This window comes from Streptomyces sp. NPDC006643, from assembly GCF_042870175.1.
In the GTDB taxonomy this organism is placed as follows: domain Bacteria; phylum Actinomycetota; class Actinomycetes; order Streptomycetales; family Streptomycetaceae; genus Streptomyces.
The window spans coordinates 45,747-62,208 of record NZ_JBIAHA010000005.1; the positions used below are offsets into that span (position 1 = coordinate 45,747).

Genomic DNA, 16,462 nt, shown 5'->3' on the forward strand with positions numbered 1-16,462 from the left:
TTCGTGGATTTCACCCCCCGCATGGGCCATCGAAATTGAAGGACAACACCGTGGCGAGCTTTGACATCAGCGTCCCCGCCGTGCTCGTGCGGCTCGACCGGAATCCGTTTCACCACGGAACCCTTGGCGCCGTCAGATCCCTGGGCCGGGCGGGCATCGCGGTGCACGCGGTGATCGAGTCGGCGCGCAGCCCGGTCGCCCGGTCCCGCTATCTGCGCGATACGACGGTGGCCGAGGACGCGGAGCACCTGCGCGCTCTGCTGCCGCGGATCTCCGAGCGGCTCGGGACCCCCGCCGTACTCGTTCCGCTGGACGATCTCAGCGCGATCTCGCTCGCCCGGCTCGGCCCCGAGCTGGCCGGCCGCTATCTCCGGCCTGAGCAGCCGTCAGGTCTGCCGGAGCGGGTCGCCGACAAGGCGGAGCTGGCCGGGATCTGCGCCACGCTCGGGCTGCCGCACCCCCGCACGGCCGTCCCCGGCGACCACGAGGAGGCCGCGCGTGCGGCGTGGGCGCTCGGGCTGCCCGTCGTCGCGAAGTGGAGTCGGCCGTGGCTGCTGCCCAAGGGCTCCGGGCTGCGCAGCACCGTCGTGGTGCGCTCGCCGCGGGAGGCCAGGGAGCTGTACGCGCGCAGCGCGGAGGCGGGGAGCCGGCTGCTGCTCCAGGAACTGCTGCCGCCGGGGCGCGACCTCGACTGGTTCTTCCACGGCTACAGCGGCGCCGACGGCACGCTCCTGGTCGGCGCGACCGGCCGCAAGGAACGGGCGTGGCCGGCGGGGGCCGGGCTGACGGCCGTCGGCCGGTGGCTGCCCAACCCCGCCGTGGAGCGGCTGGCCGGCCGGGTGGTCGCCGCGCTCGGGTACCGGGGGATCCTCGATCTCGACTTTCGGCTCGACGCCGCCACCGGCGCGTACCACCTGCTCGACTTCAACCCCCGGCCCGGCGCCCAGTTCCGGCTCTTCACCGACCCGTCGGGCACCGATGTCGTACGGGCGCTGCATCTGGACCTCACCGGACGGCCCGTCCCGGCCCTGGTGCCCGCCTACGGCCGGACCTTCGTGGTCGAGAACTACGCGCCGCTGTCGGCGCTGCCGTCGGGGCGGGGCCGGGGCCGGGGAGCCCGGCGGACAGCGGCGGCGGGCACCGAGAGGGCGTGGTTCGCGCGGGACGACCCCCGGCCCGCGTACGCCATGACCGCCGCCTGGCTCCGGCACGCGGCGCGCGTGGGCGCACGCCGGCTGAAGCCCCGGCGCCCGGCCGCGCCACCGAAGGCGCTTCTGTCCGGCGTACGCCAGCGACGGCGCGCCCCGGACAGCGCCACGCCTCCCGTCCCGCACTGATCCAGCTGTCCGACCGACCCCTTCCGCAACAGAGAGAGCAGCGAACTCCCATGCAGGACTTGGTAGTTGTGGGTGCCGGCCCCTACGGTCTTTCGATCGCATCGCACGCGGCGGCGGCCGGGCTCCAGCCCCGTGTGTTCGGGCGGCCGATGGCGGCCTGGCGGGACGGCATGCCGCCCGGGATGTTCCTGAAGTCGGAGCCGTGGGCGTCGAACCTGTCCGACCCCGAGGGCGCGTACGGGCTGGCCGCCTACGCGGCCACCCAGGGGGTGGCGGCCCGGCACGGGGTCCCGCTGCCGGTCGGCTTCTTCGCCTCGTACGGCCTCTGGTTCGCCGAGCGGGCGGCGCCGCCCGTGGAGGAACGGATGGTCACCGCCGTACGGCCGCGTGCCGGGGGCGGCTTCGAGGTCACCGTCGAGGACGGGACGGCCGGTGCCGGTGAGACGTTCCTCGCCCGCACGGTGGTGCTGGCCGTCGGTGTGCGGCCCTTCACCGACATCCCCGGCGCGTTGCGCGCCCTGCCGCCCGAGCGGGTGTCGCACAGCGTCGACCACGCGGACCTGACGCGCTTCAAGGGCCTGGACGTCACGGTCGTCGGCGCGGGCCAGGCCGCCCTGGAGACCGCGACGCTCCTCGCCGAGCAGGGCACGACCGTACGGGTGGTCGCCCGGTCCCACCGGCTGAACTGGAACACCCTCCCGCCACCCCTGGCACGCCCCTTCGGCGAGGCCGCCCGCGCTCCGCACACGGGCCTGGGCTGCGGCTGGAAGAACTGGCTCTACGCACACACCCCCGGCGTCTTCCGCCGGCTGCCCGCGCCGACCCGCGCCCGTGTCTTCACCTCGGCGCTCGGCCCGGCCGGCGCCTGGTGGCTGCGGGAGCGGTTCGAGCGGGCGGTGGAGGTCCGGTTCGGCGAGAGCGTCGCCGCCGCCGTCCCGGCCGGGGGCCGCGTAAGGCTCGACCTGGTCTCCACCCGCGGCCTCGTGGACACCGTCACGACCGATCACGTCATCGCCGCCACCGGCTTCACCCCGAGCCTGGACCGGCTCGGACTGCTCGACGGGCGGCTGCGCCGGAAGCTGCGCACGGTGGGCACGAGCGGCGCCCCCGACACGGACGCCGTCTTCGAGACCTCCCACCCCGGCCTGTTCGTGACCGGTCTGCTGAGCGCGCCGTCGTTCGGCCCGTCGATGCGCTTCGTGCTGGGCGCGACGTACACGTCGGGCCGGGTGGTACGGGGAGTGCGACGGCGCCTGGGCACGGCCTCCCCGTACGTACGGCAGGGCGAGCCCCGCGAGACACCGCCGGCCGGTGCGGCACAGATGAACTGGATGGAGCGGTTCTGAGGCCCGGCCGACGCCGTCCGACGATCGCCGGCCGGCCCGGGTGCGAGCGGCCGGCGATCGGACACGCCCTAGGGGGTGTCCGGAAAGTAGCGTCGTCCGCCCGCAGGGCGGGGCCCGCGGCGGCTGGTGCGGTGCATCGCAAGGCGGAGGATCGGCCTCGTACCGGGCGTACTCGGCCGACTCCGACACCGGGGGCACCTCCCGTGGCCCCCTGAGGCCCACGGGAGAGAGGCGCCGTGCCAGGCGTCGCGGGCCAGACGGGACTTTCCGGAGATCCCCTAGCGGCGCGCCGCCGCGGTGTTGCGGCGGTAGAGGATGCCGCCGCTGATCAGCAGGCCGGCGCTCATGGCCGCCGTGGCGAGCAGGTTGGCGGTCGAGCCCGTCTCGGCCAGCTGGTCGATGATGTCGCCCTCCTCGATGACCCGCGGCTGCTCCGGGAGTTGCGGGGTGTGGGCGACCGGCACGGCCGGGGGCTTCCCGGGGCCGTGCGAGGGCGGCGTCGACGGGTCGACCGGGGTGTGCGGCGTCGGGGGCTTCGGCGGGGTGTGCGGGACCACGCTCTCGGGCTCGTTCGCGCAGCCGTTGCCGAAGGCCGGGTTGAGCAGACCGACCAGGTCGACGCTGTTGCCGCAGGCGTTCACCGGGATGTCGAGCGGGGCCTGGACGAGGTTGCCGCTCAGCAGGCCCGGCGAGTTGGTCGCGGCGCCGGAGGCCGACGAGCCGCCGTCGTCCGCGTGGTCGCCGTGGTGGCCGCCCTTCGCGGGGGCGGCGGGGCCGCCCTGCTCACGGGGCTTGGCGCCGTGCGTGGAGCTGGCGTCGTCGTCCCGGTCGTGGCCGTGGTGGGCGGCGGGCGGCTCCTGGGCGGGCGCCGTGTGGGTCGCGGGCTCGGCGCGCGGGGCGACGGGCTGCGCGTGGTGGGCCGGCCGGTGCTTGCCCGGCGAGGCGTGCGCACCGGACGAGTTGCCGCAGCCGTTGCCCATGGCGGGGTTGCCCACACCGACGGGGTTCACCGTGTTGCCGCAGACGTTGACCGGGACCTCGACGGGTGCCTGGACGCTGTTGCCCGACAGCAGCCCCGGTGACCCGGCGGCGGTGGCGCCGCTGTCGGTGGCCGCGGCGTATCCGCCGGTCATGGACAGCACGCTCGACGCCGCTGCGGCGGTGAGCAGTCCTTTGCCGATGAGTTCTCGCATCTGGTTCTCCTGATATCGCCGGTGTGTCGCCGGTGCGTCGGTGTGTCGCTGTCGACTGAGGCCGGTCCCGAGACGCGTATCGCGGTTCGGGACCGGCCCCGGGAGCGCCCTTCAGAGCGCTTCAGTGCGTGTCAGTGCGGGCCGTACGTCAGGCGTTGACGCAGGTGTTGCCGAAGGCGGGGTTCAGCAGACCGATCACGTTGATGCTGTTGCCGCACACGTTGAGGGGGATGTGTACGGGGATCTGGACGACATTGCCGGACAGGACGCCCGGGGAGCCGACGGCCGCACCCTGCGCGCCCGCGTCGGCGACGGCCGGGGCCGCGGCGCCGACGGACAGGAGAACGCCCGCGACGATGGTGGCTGCCTTCTTGGCATTCATGGTTGAGCCCTTTCCGCAGCGGGGACGCGCGCACGGCTCTCGTGCCACGCGAACACGGCTGTCTCAGCCCGCACCGCCGCTGCTGGAACTCCAACGAGTACGCGCTTATGAGGAAACTGCCCTGATTTATGGCCTTTGTTGGTTCACTCGATCGCCACAGGGATTGACGTTTCTTCGGGCGAAAGGGGCACGGAAGGCGTTCATATGACACTGAGGCCGGCCGGGGCGAATTCGCCCCGGCCGGCCTCGGTTCGGCCCGGAATGGCGCCGTACGGACTATGGCTGTCAGCCGTTGCCCGCACCGTTGGCCGAGAGGACCGGGATGTCGCCCAGGAGGTGCGACAGCGGCTCGTCGCCCTTCGCCTGCGTCGAGTTCTCGACGCACTGCTGGTTCTGCGGGGAGGACAGGACGTTGATGTCCTGGACCGCGACCGGCACGAGAAGTCCGACGAGCGAGCCGACGTTGGCCTTGACGGGCAGGCCGACGCAGAGCTTGTTGAGCGAACCCTGCACGAGGGTGGCCTGGGGGCTCAGGTTGCCGTGGGTGGCGGCGTTGCCGTGCGACTCCTTGGCGCCGTTGCCGCTGAGCGACGTGGTGCCGGTGTCGTTGCCGACGGCGAAGGCGGACGGCGCGGCGGCGGCGGAGGCGCCGACCACGGAGGCGGTGACCGCCGCAGCCGCCAGGATCTTCTTGATCACGGTGAGTTCCTTTTCTCAAGAAATGCAGGTCGTGCGGCCTGACCAACCGAATGCCCTGGGTTTGGTTCCGGTCCTTCACTCGTTCGGATTGTGCGGCCCGAGCAGGCTGATTGAGTGCCTAATGGGCTGTTGGAGTGAAGCGCGATAACTAAACCTGCGGAATCTAGTTGCTCATGGCGCCCCGGGGACTTGGGGCATCCTTCAGAAGGGGACTCATCGTGATCAAGAAGGTTATGGCCACCGCGGCCGTCGCTGCTTCCGTCGTCGGCATGTCGGCTATGGCCGCGCCGTCCGCTTTCGCCGTCGGTGACGACGCGGGCACCACGTCGCTCAGCGGCAACGGCGCCCTCCAGTCGTACGGCAACTCGGCGACGTACGGGAACATGAGCCCGCAGATGGCGCTCATCCAGGGCTCGCTCAACAAGCCCTGCATCGGTCTGCCGGCCAAGGTCAACGCGGGCTCGCTCGTGGGCCTCGTGCCGATCGCGGTCCAGGACATCAACGTCCTGTCCTCCCCGCAGAACCAGCAGTGCGTCGAGAACTCGACGCAGGCGAAGGGCGACGAGCCGCTGTCGCACCTCCTGAACGACATCCCGATCCTGTCGGCCAACGGTGCGGGCAACGGCTGATATCGCGGCTGAATAGCACGGCTGTCGCGGCCGATTCACCGCTGCCGGGCCACCGTCGAATTCGGCGGTGGCCCGGTTGTTTTCCCGCGCGTTGACGAACCGGTATGTCTTATGGGCTGTTCGGGGGAACGGGCGCAACCAAACGTCGTGTGGCGAGTTGAACGAATCGGAACTCCACCGGTGGGGTTCCGACTTTCCGGAAAGGCAACAAAATGAACAAGCTGTGGGCTACCGCTGCTGTAGCGGCCACGATGGTCGGCGGTCTCGCCGCCACCGCGTCGCCGGCGCTGGCGATCGGCAACGACACGGGCACGACGTCGCTCAGTGGCAACGGTGCCGAGCAGGAGTTCGGCAACTCGGAGACCCACGGGGACATGAGCCCCCAGCTCAGCCTCGTTCAGGGCACGCTCAACAAGCCCTGCATCGGTCTGCCCGTCAAGGCCAACGTCGGCTCCCTCGTGGGCCTCGTGCCGATCGCGGTCCAGGACGTCAACGTCCTGTCGTCCCCGCAGAACCAGCAGTGCACCGAGAACTCCACCCAGGCGAAGGGCGACGAGCCCCTGTCGCACATCCTGGAGGACATCCCGATCCTCTCGGCGAACGGCGTGGGCAACCACTGACGTTCCCCTCGGGGCCCGGTCCGGCAGCTCGGCTGCCGGGCCGGGCTCTGTCGTTTCCGGGACCTCTCCGGCGCGGCCGGGGCGCTCCCTACCCGAGGGGCTTGGCGAGGCAGACGCTCAGCGGGTTGTGCCGGTAGTGGCCGAACTTCGAGCAGTCCGTGTAGCCGCTGGACCGGTAGAGCGCTATGGCCTCCGGCTGCATGGTGCCCGTCTCCAGCACCATGCGCGTACGGCCCGCCGCGCGGGCGTCCTCCTCCAGCAGCGCGAGAACGCGCCGGGCCAGCCCCCGGCCGCGCGCCTCGACCGTCACATACATCCGCTTGATCTCCGCGTCGCCGTCGGAGTAGCCCTCGTCGTTGGTCTCCTGCGAGCGCCAGCCGCCGGAGGCGATCGGGCGGTCTCCGGTGTCGTACGCAAGGAGATACAGGCCCCGGGGCGGGTCGAACATCGCGGGGCTGAGCACGGTGGCGTCGCCCTCGCTGTCGTAGAGCGCCGCGTATTCGAGCTGGACCTCGGCGTCGAGCTTCACGGCGTCGGGGTGGTCGTAGGGGACCTGATGTATTTGGATGGCCACGGCATCGATCGTAGAGCCTGGGTAGGGTGCCGGGATGCTCACTGTGACTTCCGTGAATGTGAACGGGCTCCGCGCCGCCGCCAAGAAGGGCTTCGTGGAGTGGCTGGCCGGGACCGGGGCCGATGTGGTCTGCCTCCAGGAGGTGCGCGCCGAGGAGGACCAGCTCACCGAGGCGGTGCGCAGGCCCGAGGGGTGGCACACGGTGTTCGCCCCGGCGGCGGCCAAGGGCCGCGCGGGTGTCGCGCTCTACTCGCGGCGGGAGCCGGAGCGGGTGCGGATCGGGTTCGGCAGCGCGGAGTTCGACACCAGCGGGCGGTACGTCGAGATCGACCTGCCCGGTGTGACGGTGGCCAGCCTGTATCTGCCGTCGGGCGACGTGGGCACGGAGCGCCAGGACGAGAAGGTCCGGTTCATGGACGAGTTCCTGGCGTACCTCGGCGCACTGAGGGAGCGGGCGGCGGCCGACGGCCGTCAGGTGCTGGTCTGCGGTGACTGGAACATCGCCCACCAGGAGGCCGACCTGAAGAACTGGAAGGCCAACCGCAAGGAGTCCGGTTTCCTGCCCGAGGAGCGCGCGTGGCTGACGCGGGTCTTCGACGAGGCGGCGTACGTGGACGTGGTCCGTGCCCTGCACCCGGACCAGACCGGGCCGTACACCTGGTGGTCGTACCGGGGGCGCGCCTTCGACAACGACACCGGCTGGCGGATCGACTACCACGTGGCGACGGCGGGGCTGGCGGAGCGGGCCGTGAAGGCGTGGGTGGAGCGGGCCGCGACGCACGACGAGCGGTGGAGCGACCACGCGCCGGTGAGCGTGGCCTACGAGCTGGGCTGAGCCCGCTCGCCGCGCAGACGGCGGTCCATCGCCATCGAGAGTTCCGCCTCCACCACGCTCTTGGCGAGGGGGCGCAGGGTCTCGGGGGACGTGTCGGCGGCGTGGGTCCGCAGGGTGGTGGCGAAGAGTTCGGCCAGGGCGTCCGCGTGGGCGCGGACCTGGCGGCCCGCCTCGAAGACCGCGGAGAGCGGGACGCCCTCGCGGACCAGGGCGGCGGAGACGTCCAGGAGGCGGCGGCTGATGTGGACGAGGTCGTCGCCGTCGGTGGCGAGGTAGCCGAGTTCGAGGGCGGTGGCCAGATTCTCGGCGGTGACCTCGCCCTCGAAGTGGTCGGCCAGTTCCGCGGGGGTGAGGCGGACGGGAGTCTCCTCGGTCGGTTCGCCGAGGCCCAGGACCTCGGCGAGTCGGCCGGGGTCTCGCCCGCTCTCGAAGGCGGTGGCGAGGTCCGCGATGCCGTTGAGCGTGTGGCCGCGCTCCAGGAGGGCGGCGATCGTACGGAGTCTGGCCAGGTGGTGGCTGTCGTACCAGGCGATCCGGCCCTCCTTGCGGGGCGGCGGGATCAGACCGCGTTCGCGGTAGAAGCGCACTGTACGCAGCGTGATGCCGGCCGCGTCGGCCAGTTCCTCCATGCGGTACTCGCGGTACTCGCGGACTTCCTCCCGCGCTCTCTGCTGGTCGGACATGGTGGCCAGCCTATGTCCTCGTACCGGCGGTAACTTTTCTCGTTCGCCCCCTACCCATGAGTAAGGAGCTGCCCTACCCTCCCAAACAGTGCCAGTGATTACTGGCGCGATTCGGTGGAGGCGCTCCGGTGGGAGGCGGCGTATGGCCAAGCACGAGCATGTACGGGTGGCGGTGATCGGATCCGGATTCGGTGGCCTGGGGGCCGCCGTCCGGCTGCGCCGCGACGGGATCACCGACTTCGTCGTCCTGGAACGGGCCGGCTCGGTCGGCGGGACCTGGCGCGACAACAGCTATCCGGGCTGCGCCTGCGACGTGCCCTCGCATCTGTACTCCTTCTCCTTCGCGCCCAACCCCGACTGGCCGCGCACCTTCTCGGGCCAACGGCACATCCGCGCGTACCTGGAGCACGTCACCGACACCTTCGGGCTCCGGCCGCACATCCGGACGCACCACGAGGTGCGGCTGATGCGCTGGATCGCCGAGGCGGCGCACTGGGAGATCGAGACCTCGCGCGGGACTCTCACGGCGGACGTCGTGGTCTCCGCGACGGGGGCGCTCTCCGACCCGAAGACACCGGACGTGCCCGGTCTCGACTCGTTCCCGGGAAAGGTCTTCCACTCCGCGCGCTGGGACCACGGTTACGACCTGCGGGGCAAGCGCGTCGCGATGGTCGGGACCGGAGCGTCGGCGATCCAGATCGTGCCGGCCGTCCAGCCCGACGTGGCGCGGCTGACGCTGTTCCAGCGCACCCCGCCGTGGGTGCTGCCGCGCACGGACCGGGTGATCTCCGGGGCCGAGCGGTGGCTGCACCGGAAGCTGCCGGTCACCGCTGCCGCGCGGCGGCAACTGCTCTGGGGGATCAGGGAGTTGCAGGTCCAGGCGTTCACCAAGCGGCCCAACGAGCTGGGGCTCGTGGAGCGGCTCGCCAAGGCCAACATCGCGCGGGCGATCAAGGATCCCGTACTGCGGGCCAAGCTGACGCCCTCGTACCGGATCGGCTGCAAGCGGATCCTGCTGTCCAGCACGTACTATCCGGCGCTCGCGCGGCCCAACGTGGACGTCGTGGCGTCCGGGCTGGCCGAGGTGCGCGGATCGACCGTCGTGGCGGCGGACGGCAGCGAGACCGAGGTCGACGCGATCGTCTTCGGGACCGGCTTCCATGTCACCGACATGCCCATCGCCGAGCGGGTGGTGGGCGCGGACGGCATCACACTCGCCGACGCGTGGAAGGACGGCATGGAGTCGCTGCGCGGCGCGACCGCCGTCGGCTTCCCCAACTGGATGACCGTCGTCGGCCCGAACACCGGGCTCGGCAACTCCTCGATGATCCTGATGATCGAGGCCCAGCTCAACTATCTCAGCGGCTATCTGCGCGCGCTCGGCTCCCTCGGCGCGGGCGCCGCGCTGACCCCGAAACCGGCGGCCGTCGAGGCCTGGAACCACCGCGTGCAGGAGCGGATGAAGCGCACCGTGTGGAACACCGGTGGCTGCACCAGCTGGTATCTGGACGCCAATGGACGCAACACCACCATCTGGCCGGGGACGACGACCGAGTTCCGGCGGGCGACCCGCGCCGTCGACCTGGGGGAGTACGACGTCGTCCACGCACGGGCGGGCAGCACACCGGCCGAGGAGGCCCTTCGATGACGACGACCCCCGACTCCCGCGTGCTCGACGTGACTTCCGCCGACGGCGCGCGCCTGCACATCGAGGTGTACGGCCCCGAGGGGGCGCCGGCGGTCGTCCTCAGCCATGGGTGGACCTGCTCGACCCTCTTCTGGGCCGCGCAGATCGACGCCCTCGCCGCCGACCACCGCGTGATCGTCTACGACCAGCGCGGGCACGGGCGTTCACCCGCCGCCGGGCCCGGCGGCTACACCACCGACGCGCTCGCCGACGACCTGGAGGCGGTGCTGGGCGCGACGCTCGCGCCGGGTGAGAAGGCGGTGCTGGCCGGACACTCCATGGGCGGTATGGCGCTGATGGCCGCCTCGGCGCGGCCCGCGTTCCGGCAGCACGCGGCGGCGGCGCTGCTGTGCAGCACGGGCAGTTCGCGGCTGGTGGCCGAGGCGCGCGTGGTGCCGATGCGCCCCGGTCGGGCCCGGACCCGGCTGACCCGGCTGATCCTCGGCGCACGGGCCCCGCTGGGGCCGGTCACGCCCGTCTCGAAGCGGATCCTGCGCTACGGGACCATGGGCCCCGGCACGGCGCCGGACCGGGTCGCCGCCTGCGCGCGGATCGTGCACGCGTGTCCGCGCCCGGTACGGGTGGCCTGGGCGCGTGTGCTCGCCGAACTCGATCTCGACGCGGGCGTGGGCGAGTTGCGGGTCCCCACGGCCGTCGTCACCGGGACGGCCGACCGGCTGACCCCCTCGTCGCTCGCGCGCCGGCTGGCCGGCGAACTGCCCGAGTGCGTCGGTCTCACCGAGCTGACCGGCATGGGCCATATGACGCCGGTGGAGGCACCGGAGGCGGTGACCGCCGTGATCCGCGAACTGGTGGAGAACCACCTCGGGGCCGATGTGGAGGAGGAGAGCGCCGTATGAGCAGGATCGCACTGGACGGACAGGTCGCCGTCGTCACCGGCGCGGCGCGCGGCGTGGGCGAGTTGCTGGCCCGCAAGCTCTCCGCGCGCGGTGTGCGGGTGGCGCTCGTGGGCCTGGAGGCCGACGAGTTGAAGGAGGTGGCGGGCAAGCTGCACACCGAGTGCGAGCACTGGTACGCCGATGTCACCGACCACGAGGCGATGACCCGTGTCGCGGCGGAGGTCAAGCAGCGTTTCGGGAAGGTCGACATCGTCGTCGCCAACGCGGGTGTGGCGGCGGGCGGTCCGTTCGCGGACTCCGACCCGGCCGCCTGGCGGCGTGTCATCGAGGTCAATCTGATCGGCGGCGCGGTGACGGCGCGGGCGTTCCTGCCCGTACTGATGGAGAGCCGCGGCTACTTCCTCCAGATCGCCTCGCTCGCCGCGATCACCCCGGCGCCGCTGATGACCGCGTACTGCGCCTCCAAGTCGGGCGTCGAGGCCTTCGCGCACAGCCTGCGCGCCGAGGTCGGGTACCGGGGGGTCCGGGTCGGGGTCGGCTATCTGTCCTGGACCGACACCGACATGGTGCGCGGCGCCGACGAGGACGAGGTGATGCGCGAGATGCGGCGGCGGCTGCCGTGGCCGGCGAACAAGACGTATCCGCCGGGGCCGGCCGTCGAGCGGATCGTGACCGGGATCGAGCGGCGTTCGGCGCATGTGTACGCGCAGTGGTGGCTGCGCGGTATGCAGTCCGTACGCGGATATCTGCCGGGCCTCGTCGCTACGGTGGGGAGCCGCCATGTGCGGAGCCTCGGCCCGCGGCTCGACGGAGTGGGAAAGGGGCTGGTCGGCGCGGGCGGGGCGGCCGACGAGCGGGCGCGTACGCAGCGTAACTGATCGACATGCGTGCCGTGTCCGGGCGTGCAAGTCTCGATCTGGGTCCGGACAGGACCCAGGCCCGGGACTCTCCGCGGGCCTCACCGGACCTCCAGGAGTGGGCTTCCATGGGCATCGCCGACCAGTTCAAGGACAAGTCACGGGAACTCGCCGACAAGGCGAAGCGGCGGGCGGACGAGCAGAAGAACGACGAGGCGTCGGAGCGGTCCTCGTCCGCGCCGGACGACGCGGAGCGGGCGCGGCAGCGGGCGCAGGACGCGCGCGACCGCTTCTCCGACGACTACGACGCCTGAGCGGCTGTCGTTACGAAGGGGCGCACCCGGTGCGGACGGCACCGGGTGCGCCCCTTCGTGCGCGGGCCGCGTGCTCTGTCCGGCGATTGACTGCGGACCGGCCACCGGCCGGTCCCGTCAAGCGCGCGGCGGCAGCGGGGGGCGGCGGCGGTCCGGGACGTCGCCGTAGCCCGGCGGGGTCGCCGCCGGCTGCTTCGCCAGCAGTTCCAGCGCCACCCACACCGCGTCGTCGAGTTGCGCGTGCCGGCCCTCCGCCCAGTCGAGCGGGGTGCGCAGCGCCTCGATGTCCGGCTCCACGCCGTGGTTCTCGACCGACCAGCCGTAGGTGTCGAACCAGGCCGCGTTCATCGGCACCGTGATCACACTGCCGTCCCCCAGCCGGTGCCGGCCGGTCATGCCGACGACCCCGCCCCAGGTGCGCTGACCGACCACCGGGCCCAGCTTCAGCAGCCGGAAGGCGGCCGTGATCATGTCGCCGTCGGACGACGTGGCCTCGTCCGCGATGGCCACGACCGGGCCGCGCGGCGCGTTGGAGGCGTAACTGACCGCCTGGGCGTTGCGCGTCAGGTCCCAGCCGAGGATGCGGCGGGTCAGCTTCTCCACGACCAGTTCGCTGATGTGGCCGCCCGCGTTGCCCCGTACGTCCACGATCAGCGCGGGCCTGGACACCTCAAGGCGCAGATCGCGGTTGAACTGCGCCCAGCCCGAGCCGCCCATGTCGGGGATGTGGAGATAGCCGCACTTGCCGCCGCTCATCTCGCGCACGACCTCGCGGCGTTTGGCCACCCAGTCCTGGTAGCGCAGCGGCCGTTCGTCGACGAGCGGGACGATCGCCACCCGCCGTGAACCGCCGTGCCTGGTACCGCCGTTGGTCGACAGATCCTCGGCGGGGCGGAAGGTCAGCTCGACCGTCGTACCGCCGGCGGCGGACAGCAGCGGGTAGGGGCCGGTCACCGGGTCGACGGGCCGGCCGTCGACATGGGTGAGGACCGCGCCCTCGCGGATGCCCGTACCGGCCAGCGGGGAACGGGCCTTGGAGTCGGACGACTCGCCCGGCAGGATCCGCTTCACCAGCCATTCGCCGTCCCGGCACACCAGGTTGGCGCCGAGCAGGCCCATGGCGCGCTGGTAGTGCGGCGGCCCCTCGTTGCGGCGGGCGGGGGTGACGTACGCGTGGGAGGTGCCCAGTTCGCCGAGCGCCTCGCGCAGCAGATCGGCGAACTCGTCGGGGGACGCGACGCGTTCGACCAGCGGGCGGTACTGGTCGAGCACCGCGTCCCAGTCGATGCCGCACATGTCCGGTTCCCAGAAGTACGAGCGGATGATGCGGCCCGCCTCCGCGTACGCCTGGCGCCATTCGGCCGCCGGGTCGACCTCGTGCAGGACGCGGCGCAGGTCGAGCTGGACGGTCGAGTCGCCGTCGCCGGGCTCGGTGGCGGGGACGGCGCGCAGCTCGTCGTCGTCCACGACCACGAGCCGGGAGCCGTCCCGGCTGAGCGCGAACCAGTCGAGGTGGTTGACGAGTTCGCTCTTGCGCGCCTTGGTGATGTCGAAGTGTTCGAGCGTCGGACGGCCCGAGGTGTCGGCCGGGTTGGCGAACGTCTCGCCGAGCGCGCCGGAGATCGGCCAGCGCAGCCAGACGAGGCCGCCGCCGCTGACGGGTTGCAGGGCCGAGTACTTGGACGCGGACACGGGGAAGGGCGTGACGCGGCTGGCAAGCCCTTCGACCTCGACCGTGACCGTCCCCTCGGCCACCGTGGTCGTGCCGTCGGACGGGACGGCGGGCAGCGGGTCGAGACCGCCGGCGGCCGGGCGGCCGTCGGGCAGGAGCGCGAACGGCGAGGGTGTCGCCGACGACAGCGGTACGAGATAGGGGCGGCAGCCCAGCGGGAAGGAGAGGTCGCCGGTGTGCACGTCGTACACGGGGTCGAAGCCGCGCCAGGAAAGAAAGGCGAGATATCGGCCGTCCCGGGTGAACACCGGATTCTCGTCCTCGAAGCGGCCGTTGGTGACGTCGACGATCGTACGGTCCTCGATCCGCGCCATCTTGATCTGGCGCAGCGAGCGGCCGACGCCGGGGTGGGACCAGGCGATCCAGTCGCCGTCGGGGGAGAACGCGAGGTCGGTGACGGGGCCGTTGACGGAGCGGATCAGCTCGGTGAGGCCGGTGGGGGCCTCTTCGGTGACGGCTTCGGTGGCGGCTTCTGCGCCGGCTTCGGCCGGTTCCATGGGTGCCGCTTCCGACGTGTCGTCAGGGACCGTCAGTATCAGCAGCCTTCCGTCGTGCGTGCTCAGCGCCAGCCGCTCGCCGTCCGGGTCCGCGGTCAGCTCGTGGACGCGCCCCAGCCGCCCGGAGGCGAGCCGCGTCGGCGGCCGGTCCCCGCTCGCGCGCGGCAGGTAGGCGATCTCGATCGCGTCCTCGCCGTCCGCGTCCGTGACATAGGCGACCTTGCCGCCGCTGCCCAGCATCTCGGGGAGCCGGACCCGCACGCCCGGGGTGTCGGTGATCGTGCGGGCGGGGCCGTCGCGGTGGGTGAGCCAGTACAGGCTGCCGCGTACGGAGACGGCGCTCGCCCGGCCCGTGGTGTCCACGGAGATGGAGTCGACGTGGTGGGCCGCCGGGACCTGGTAGGAGCGGCGGCCGGCGCGCGGGCCGCCGAGCCGTACCGACAGCTTGCGCGGCATCGCGCCGGGGGCCAGCGAGTCCACCAGCCACAGATCACCCGCGCACTGGTAGACCACCCGCTGTCCGTCGGACGACGCGTGGCGTGCGTAGAACGCGTCGTGGTCGGTGTGCCGGCGCAGATCCGTGCCGTCGGGGAGCGTCGAGTAGAGATTGCCGACGCCCTCGTGGTCGGAGAGGAACGCGATGCGCCCGGCGACGAACATCGGGCAGTCGAGATGGCCGGGCAGATCCTCCAGCAGCCGCTCGCCGTGCAGCCACAGCCGCCCCATGGCGCCGCCCCGGTACCGCTTCCAGGCGGCCGGTTCGTGCGGCGGCTTGCCGGTGAGCAGCAGACTGCGCCGCTCGCCCCCGACATCGGCGATCGCGATGTCGGCGACCGGGCCCCAGGGCAGTTTCCCGCCGGGGGAGCCGTCGGTGGGGACGCTGTAGGCCCAGGAGTAGTACGAGAAGGGCTGGCCGTGCGAGGAGACGGCGAGGATCTGCGCCGAGCCGTCCTTGTCCGGCGGGGTCCAGCCGCAGACGCGGGTGTCGGTCGATCCCCAGTAGCTCAGCCGCCGGGCCGGGCCGCCGGCCACCGGTGCCAGATGGATCTCCGGATCGAGGCTGCGCCAGCTCGTGTAGGCGATCTGGGAGCCGTCGGGCGAGAACCGCGGATGCCCCACTCTCGTGCGGTCGACGGTCACCCGCCACGCACGGTCCGGGCGGTGCTTGGCCGACGAGAGGGGCGCGATCCAGAGGTCGTCCTCGGCGGCGAAGCACAGCAAGTCGTCGTGCAGATGCGGATAGCGGAGATACGCGACGTCGTCACTCACCCCCCAATGCTTTCCGTGCGGGAGGGGCGCGGCAACTCGTGGAAGCAGCCAGCTTGGCCGGATGTGTTCGGCAGGTACTCGTCATGCGAGCGGGCGGTGTGCCGGACGGGGTGCCGGACGGGGTGTTGGGCCGGATGCCGGGCCGGGTGTCGGACGAGGCGCGGGCGGGTCGTCAGGGGTGTGGTGGAGCCCACAAGCGAAACGTTGCCGTTTCGATCGGGGTGGGGTTATCTTCGTACTGTACGAAACCGTTTCGTTTGGCTTATCGACACCACGACAGGAGGTCGACCGTGGCACGCACCCGACTCACGCCGGAGCGCGAGAGCGAGTTGTACGGCACCACGCTCGACCTGTTGCGCGAGGTCGGCTACGACGCCCTCACCATGGACGCCGTCGCCGCCCGCACCCACTCCAGCAAGGCCACCCTCTACCGCCAGTGGGGGAGCAAGCCGGAGCTCGTCGCACGGGCCCTGCGCCACAACAAGCCGGCCGATGTCGCCCAGATCGACACCGGTTCGCTGCGCGGGGACTTCCACACCATGGTCTCGATGGCCGACGACTGCCAGATGGAGCGGGACGCCGCGCTGATGCGGGGCCTGGTCCATGCCGTTCATGACAACCCCGATCTCCACCAAGCGCTGCGCGACCTGCTGATCGAGCCCGAACTCAACGGAATCGGCGTACTTCTGCGCCGTGCCGTGGAACGCGGCGAGATCGACGCGGACCAGCCCGCGCTGAAATACGTCACACACATGCTGGTCGGCGCTTTCGTCGCCCGGCAGCTCGTCGAGGACCGGCCGATCGACCAGGCCTTCCTCCGCGATTACGTCGACGCCGTGCTTCTCCCCGCTCTCGGCGTCTGATCTCCCGGCGGCCACGCGCCGCCAAGCCTCCCTGGGCCGCTCGCCCACCTCCGGGGCTCCCCAGCAGTACCGGCAGTACCCGATG

At 71.9% G+C, this 16,462-nt stretch carries 16 protein-coding genes; 10 read left to right on the forward strand and 6 right to left on the reverse strand.

The genetic code is table 11. The annotated features are described in order from the left end of the window. The first annotated feature begins 50 nt into the window (after positions 1–50). Positions 51–1,337 (forward strand): ATP-grasp domain-containing protein, encoded by a 1,287-nt coding sequence (locus ACFYNU_RS08510; RefSeq protein ID WP_356584284.1) that lies wholly within the window; start codon positions 51–53, stop codon positions 1,335–1,337. Positions 1,338–1,387: 50 nt separating this feature from the next. Continuing rightward, positions 1,388–2,683 carry an FAD-dependent oxidoreductase gene (locus tag ACFYNU_RS08515; protein WP_356584286.1) on the forward strand — a complete coding sequence of 432 codons (1,296 nt, stop codon included), beginning with the start codon at positions 1,388–1,390 and terminating at the stop codon, positions 2,681–2,683. A gap of 278 nt (positions 2,684–2,961) precedes the next feature. Here ACFYNU_RS08515 and ACFYNU_RS08520 read toward each other — a convergent pair whose 3' ends face one another. The 3 genes from ACFYNU_RS08520 to ACFYNU_RS08530 all read right to left on the reverse strand — a co-directional run bounded on the left by ACFYNU_RS08520 (position 2,962) and on the right by ACFYNU_RS08530 (position 4,957). Further along, positions 2,962–3,876, reverse strand: a complete 915-nt coding sequence (locus ACFYNU_RS08520) for a chaplin family protein (RefSeq protein WP_356584288.1) — start codon at positions 3,874–3,876, stop codon at positions 2,962–2,964. 148 nt (positions 3,877–4,024) lie between these two features. After that, positions 4,025–4,258 (reverse strand): chaplin, encoded by a 234-nt coding sequence (locus ACFYNU_RS08525; protein ID WP_356584290.1) that lies wholly within the window; start codon positions 4,256–4,258, stop codon positions 4,025–4,027. Positions 4,259–4,543: 285 nt separating this feature from the next. Beyond that, a complete protein-coding gene (locus tag ACFYNU_RS08530) occupies positions 4,544–4,957 on the reverse strand; it encodes a rodlin (RefSeq protein ID WP_356584292.1) in 414 nt (137 codons plus the stop codon). Between the two features lie 218 nt (positions 4,958–5,175). Between ACFYNU_RS08530 and ACFYNU_RS08535 the strand changes: the two genes are divergently transcribed. After that, on the forward strand, positions 5,176–5,586 hold the full coding sequence (locus ACFYNU_RS08535) for a rodlin (RefSeq protein ID WP_356584294.1): 411 nt from the start codon (positions 5,176–5,178) through the stop codon (positions 5,584–5,586). Positions 5,587–5,798: 212 nt separating this feature from the next. Then, on the forward strand, positions 5,799–6,206 hold the full coding sequence (locus tag ACFYNU_RS08540) for a rodlin (RefSeq protein WP_356584296.1): 408 nt from the start codon (positions 5,799–5,801) through the stop codon (positions 6,204–6,206). Positions 6,207–6,294: 88 nt separating this feature from the next. Here ACFYNU_RS08540 and ACFYNU_RS08545 read toward each other — a convergent pair whose 3' ends face one another. After that, positions 6,295–6,774 (reverse strand): GNAT family N-acetyltransferase, encoded by a 480-nt coding sequence (locus tag ACFYNU_RS08545; protein WP_356584569.1) that lies wholly within the window; start codon positions 6,772–6,774, stop codon positions 6,295–6,297. 40 nt (positions 6,775–6,814) lie between these two features. Here ACFYNU_RS08545 and ACFYNU_RS08550 point away from each other — a divergent pair, with 40 nt between their 5' ends. After that, positions 6,815–7,615, forward strand: coding sequence for an exodeoxyribonuclease III (locus ACFYNU_RS08550; RefSeq protein ID WP_356584300.1), 801 nt, complete (start codon positions 6,815–6,817; stop codon positions 7,613–7,615). On the opposite strand, the gene ACFYNU_RS08555 is transcribed toward ACFYNU_RS08550, so the two are convergent. Beyond that, positions 7,600–8,298 carry a MerR family transcriptional regulator gene (locus ACFYNU_RS08555; RefSeq protein ID WP_356584302.1) on the reverse strand — a complete coding sequence of 233 codons (699 nt, stop codon included), beginning with the start codon at positions 8,296–8,298 and terminating at the stop codon, positions 7,600–7,602. The two genes, ACFYNU_RS08550 and ACFYNU_RS08555, sit on opposite strands and share 16 nt — an antisense overlap. 142 nt (positions 8,299–8,440) lie before the next feature. On the opposite strand from ACFYNU_RS08555, the gene ACFYNU_RS08560 reads away from it, so the two are divergent. The 4 genes from ACFYNU_RS08560 (at position 8,441) to ACFYNU_RS08575 (ending at position 12,016) form a co-directional block, all read left to right on the forward strand. Then, positions 8,441–9,946 (forward strand): NAD(P)/FAD-dependent oxidoreductase, encoded by a 1,506-nt coding sequence (locus tag ACFYNU_RS08560; RefSeq protein ID WP_356584304.1) that lies wholly within the window; start codon positions 8,441–8,443, stop codon positions 9,944–9,946. Continuing rightward, complete coding sequence (locus ACFYNU_RS08565) at positions 9,943–10,845, forward strand: alpha/beta hydrolase (RefSeq protein ID WP_356584306.1); 903 nt, start codon at positions 9,943–9,945, stop codon at positions 10,843–10,845. Before ACFYNU_RS08560 ends, ACFYNU_RS08565 begins: the two co-directional genes overlap by 4 nt. Next, on the forward strand, positions 10,842–11,723 hold the full coding sequence (locus tag ACFYNU_RS08570) for an SDR family oxidoreductase (protein ID WP_356584308.1): 882 nt from the start codon (positions 10,842–10,844) through the stop codon (positions 11,721–11,723). Before ACFYNU_RS08565 ends, ACFYNU_RS08570 begins: the two co-directional genes overlap by 4 nt. A gap of 107 nt (positions 11,724–11,830) precedes the next feature. Continuing rightward, positions 11,831–12,016 (forward strand): hypothetical protein, encoded by a 186-nt coding sequence (locus ACFYNU_RS08575; RefSeq protein WP_356584310.1) that lies wholly within the window; start codon positions 11,831–11,833, stop codon positions 12,014–12,016. Between the two features lie 117 nt (positions 12,017–12,133). On the opposite strand, the gene ACFYNU_RS08580 is transcribed toward ACFYNU_RS08575, so the two are convergent. After that, the gene (locus ACFYNU_RS08580; protein WP_356584312.1) at positions 12,134–15,514 is read right to left on the reverse strand and encodes a S41 family peptidase; all 3,381 of its coding nucleotides are present in this window, start codon (positions 15,512–15,514) and stop codon (positions 12,134–12,136) included. A gap of 290 nt (positions 15,515–15,804) precedes the next feature. Between ACFYNU_RS08580 and ACFYNU_RS08585 the strand changes: the two genes are divergently transcribed. Next, complete coding sequence (locus ACFYNU_RS08585) at positions 15,805–16,377, forward strand: TetR/AcrR family transcriptional regulator (RefSeq protein WP_329078296.1); 573 nt, start codon at positions 15,805–15,807, stop codon at positions 16,375–16,377. The last annotated feature ends 85 nt before the right edge of the window (positions 16,378–16,462 follow it).

Coding starts and splice junctions, on each gene's coding strand:
- ACFYNU_RS08570 (WP_356584308.1), top strand. CDS start 10,842: ATGAGCAGGATCGCACTGGACGGACAGGTCGCCGTCGTCACCGGCGCG.
- ACFYNU_RS08575 (WP_356584310.1), top strand. CDS start 11,831: ATGGGCATCGCCGACCAGTTCAAGGACAAGTCACGGGAACTCGCCGAC.
- ACFYNU_RS08560 (WP_356584304.1), top strand. CDS start 8,441: ATGGCCAAGCACGAGCATGTACGGGTGGCGGTGATCGGATCCGGATTC.
- ACFYNU_RS08525 (WP_356584290.1), bottom strand. CDS start 4,258: ATGAATGCCAAGAAGGCAGCCACCATCGTCGCGGGCGTTCTCCTGTCC.
- ACFYNU_RS08555 (WP_356584302.1), bottom strand. CDS start 8,298: ATGTCCGACCAGCAGAGAGCGCGGGAGGAAGTCCGCGAGTACCGCGAG.
- ACFYNU_RS08565 (WP_356584306.1), top strand. CDS start 9,943: ATGACGACGACCCCCGACTCCCGCGTGCTCGACGTGACTTCCGCCGAC.
- ACFYNU_RS08540 (WP_356584296.1), top strand. CDS start 5,799: ATGAACAAGCTGTGGGCTACCGCTGCTGTAGCGGCCACGATGGTCGGC.
- ACFYNU_RS08550 (WP_356584300.1), top strand. CDS start 6,815: ATGCTCACTGTGACTTCCGTGAATGTGAACGGGCTCCGCGCCGCCGCC.
- ACFYNU_RS08520 (WP_356584288.1), bottom strand. CDS start 3,876: ATGCGAGAACTCATCGGCAAAGGACTGCTCACCGCCGCAGCGGCGTCG.
- ACFYNU_RS08515 (WP_356584286.1), top strand. CDS start 1,388: ATGCAGGACTTGGTAGTTGTGGGTGCCGGCCCCTACGGTCTTTCGATC.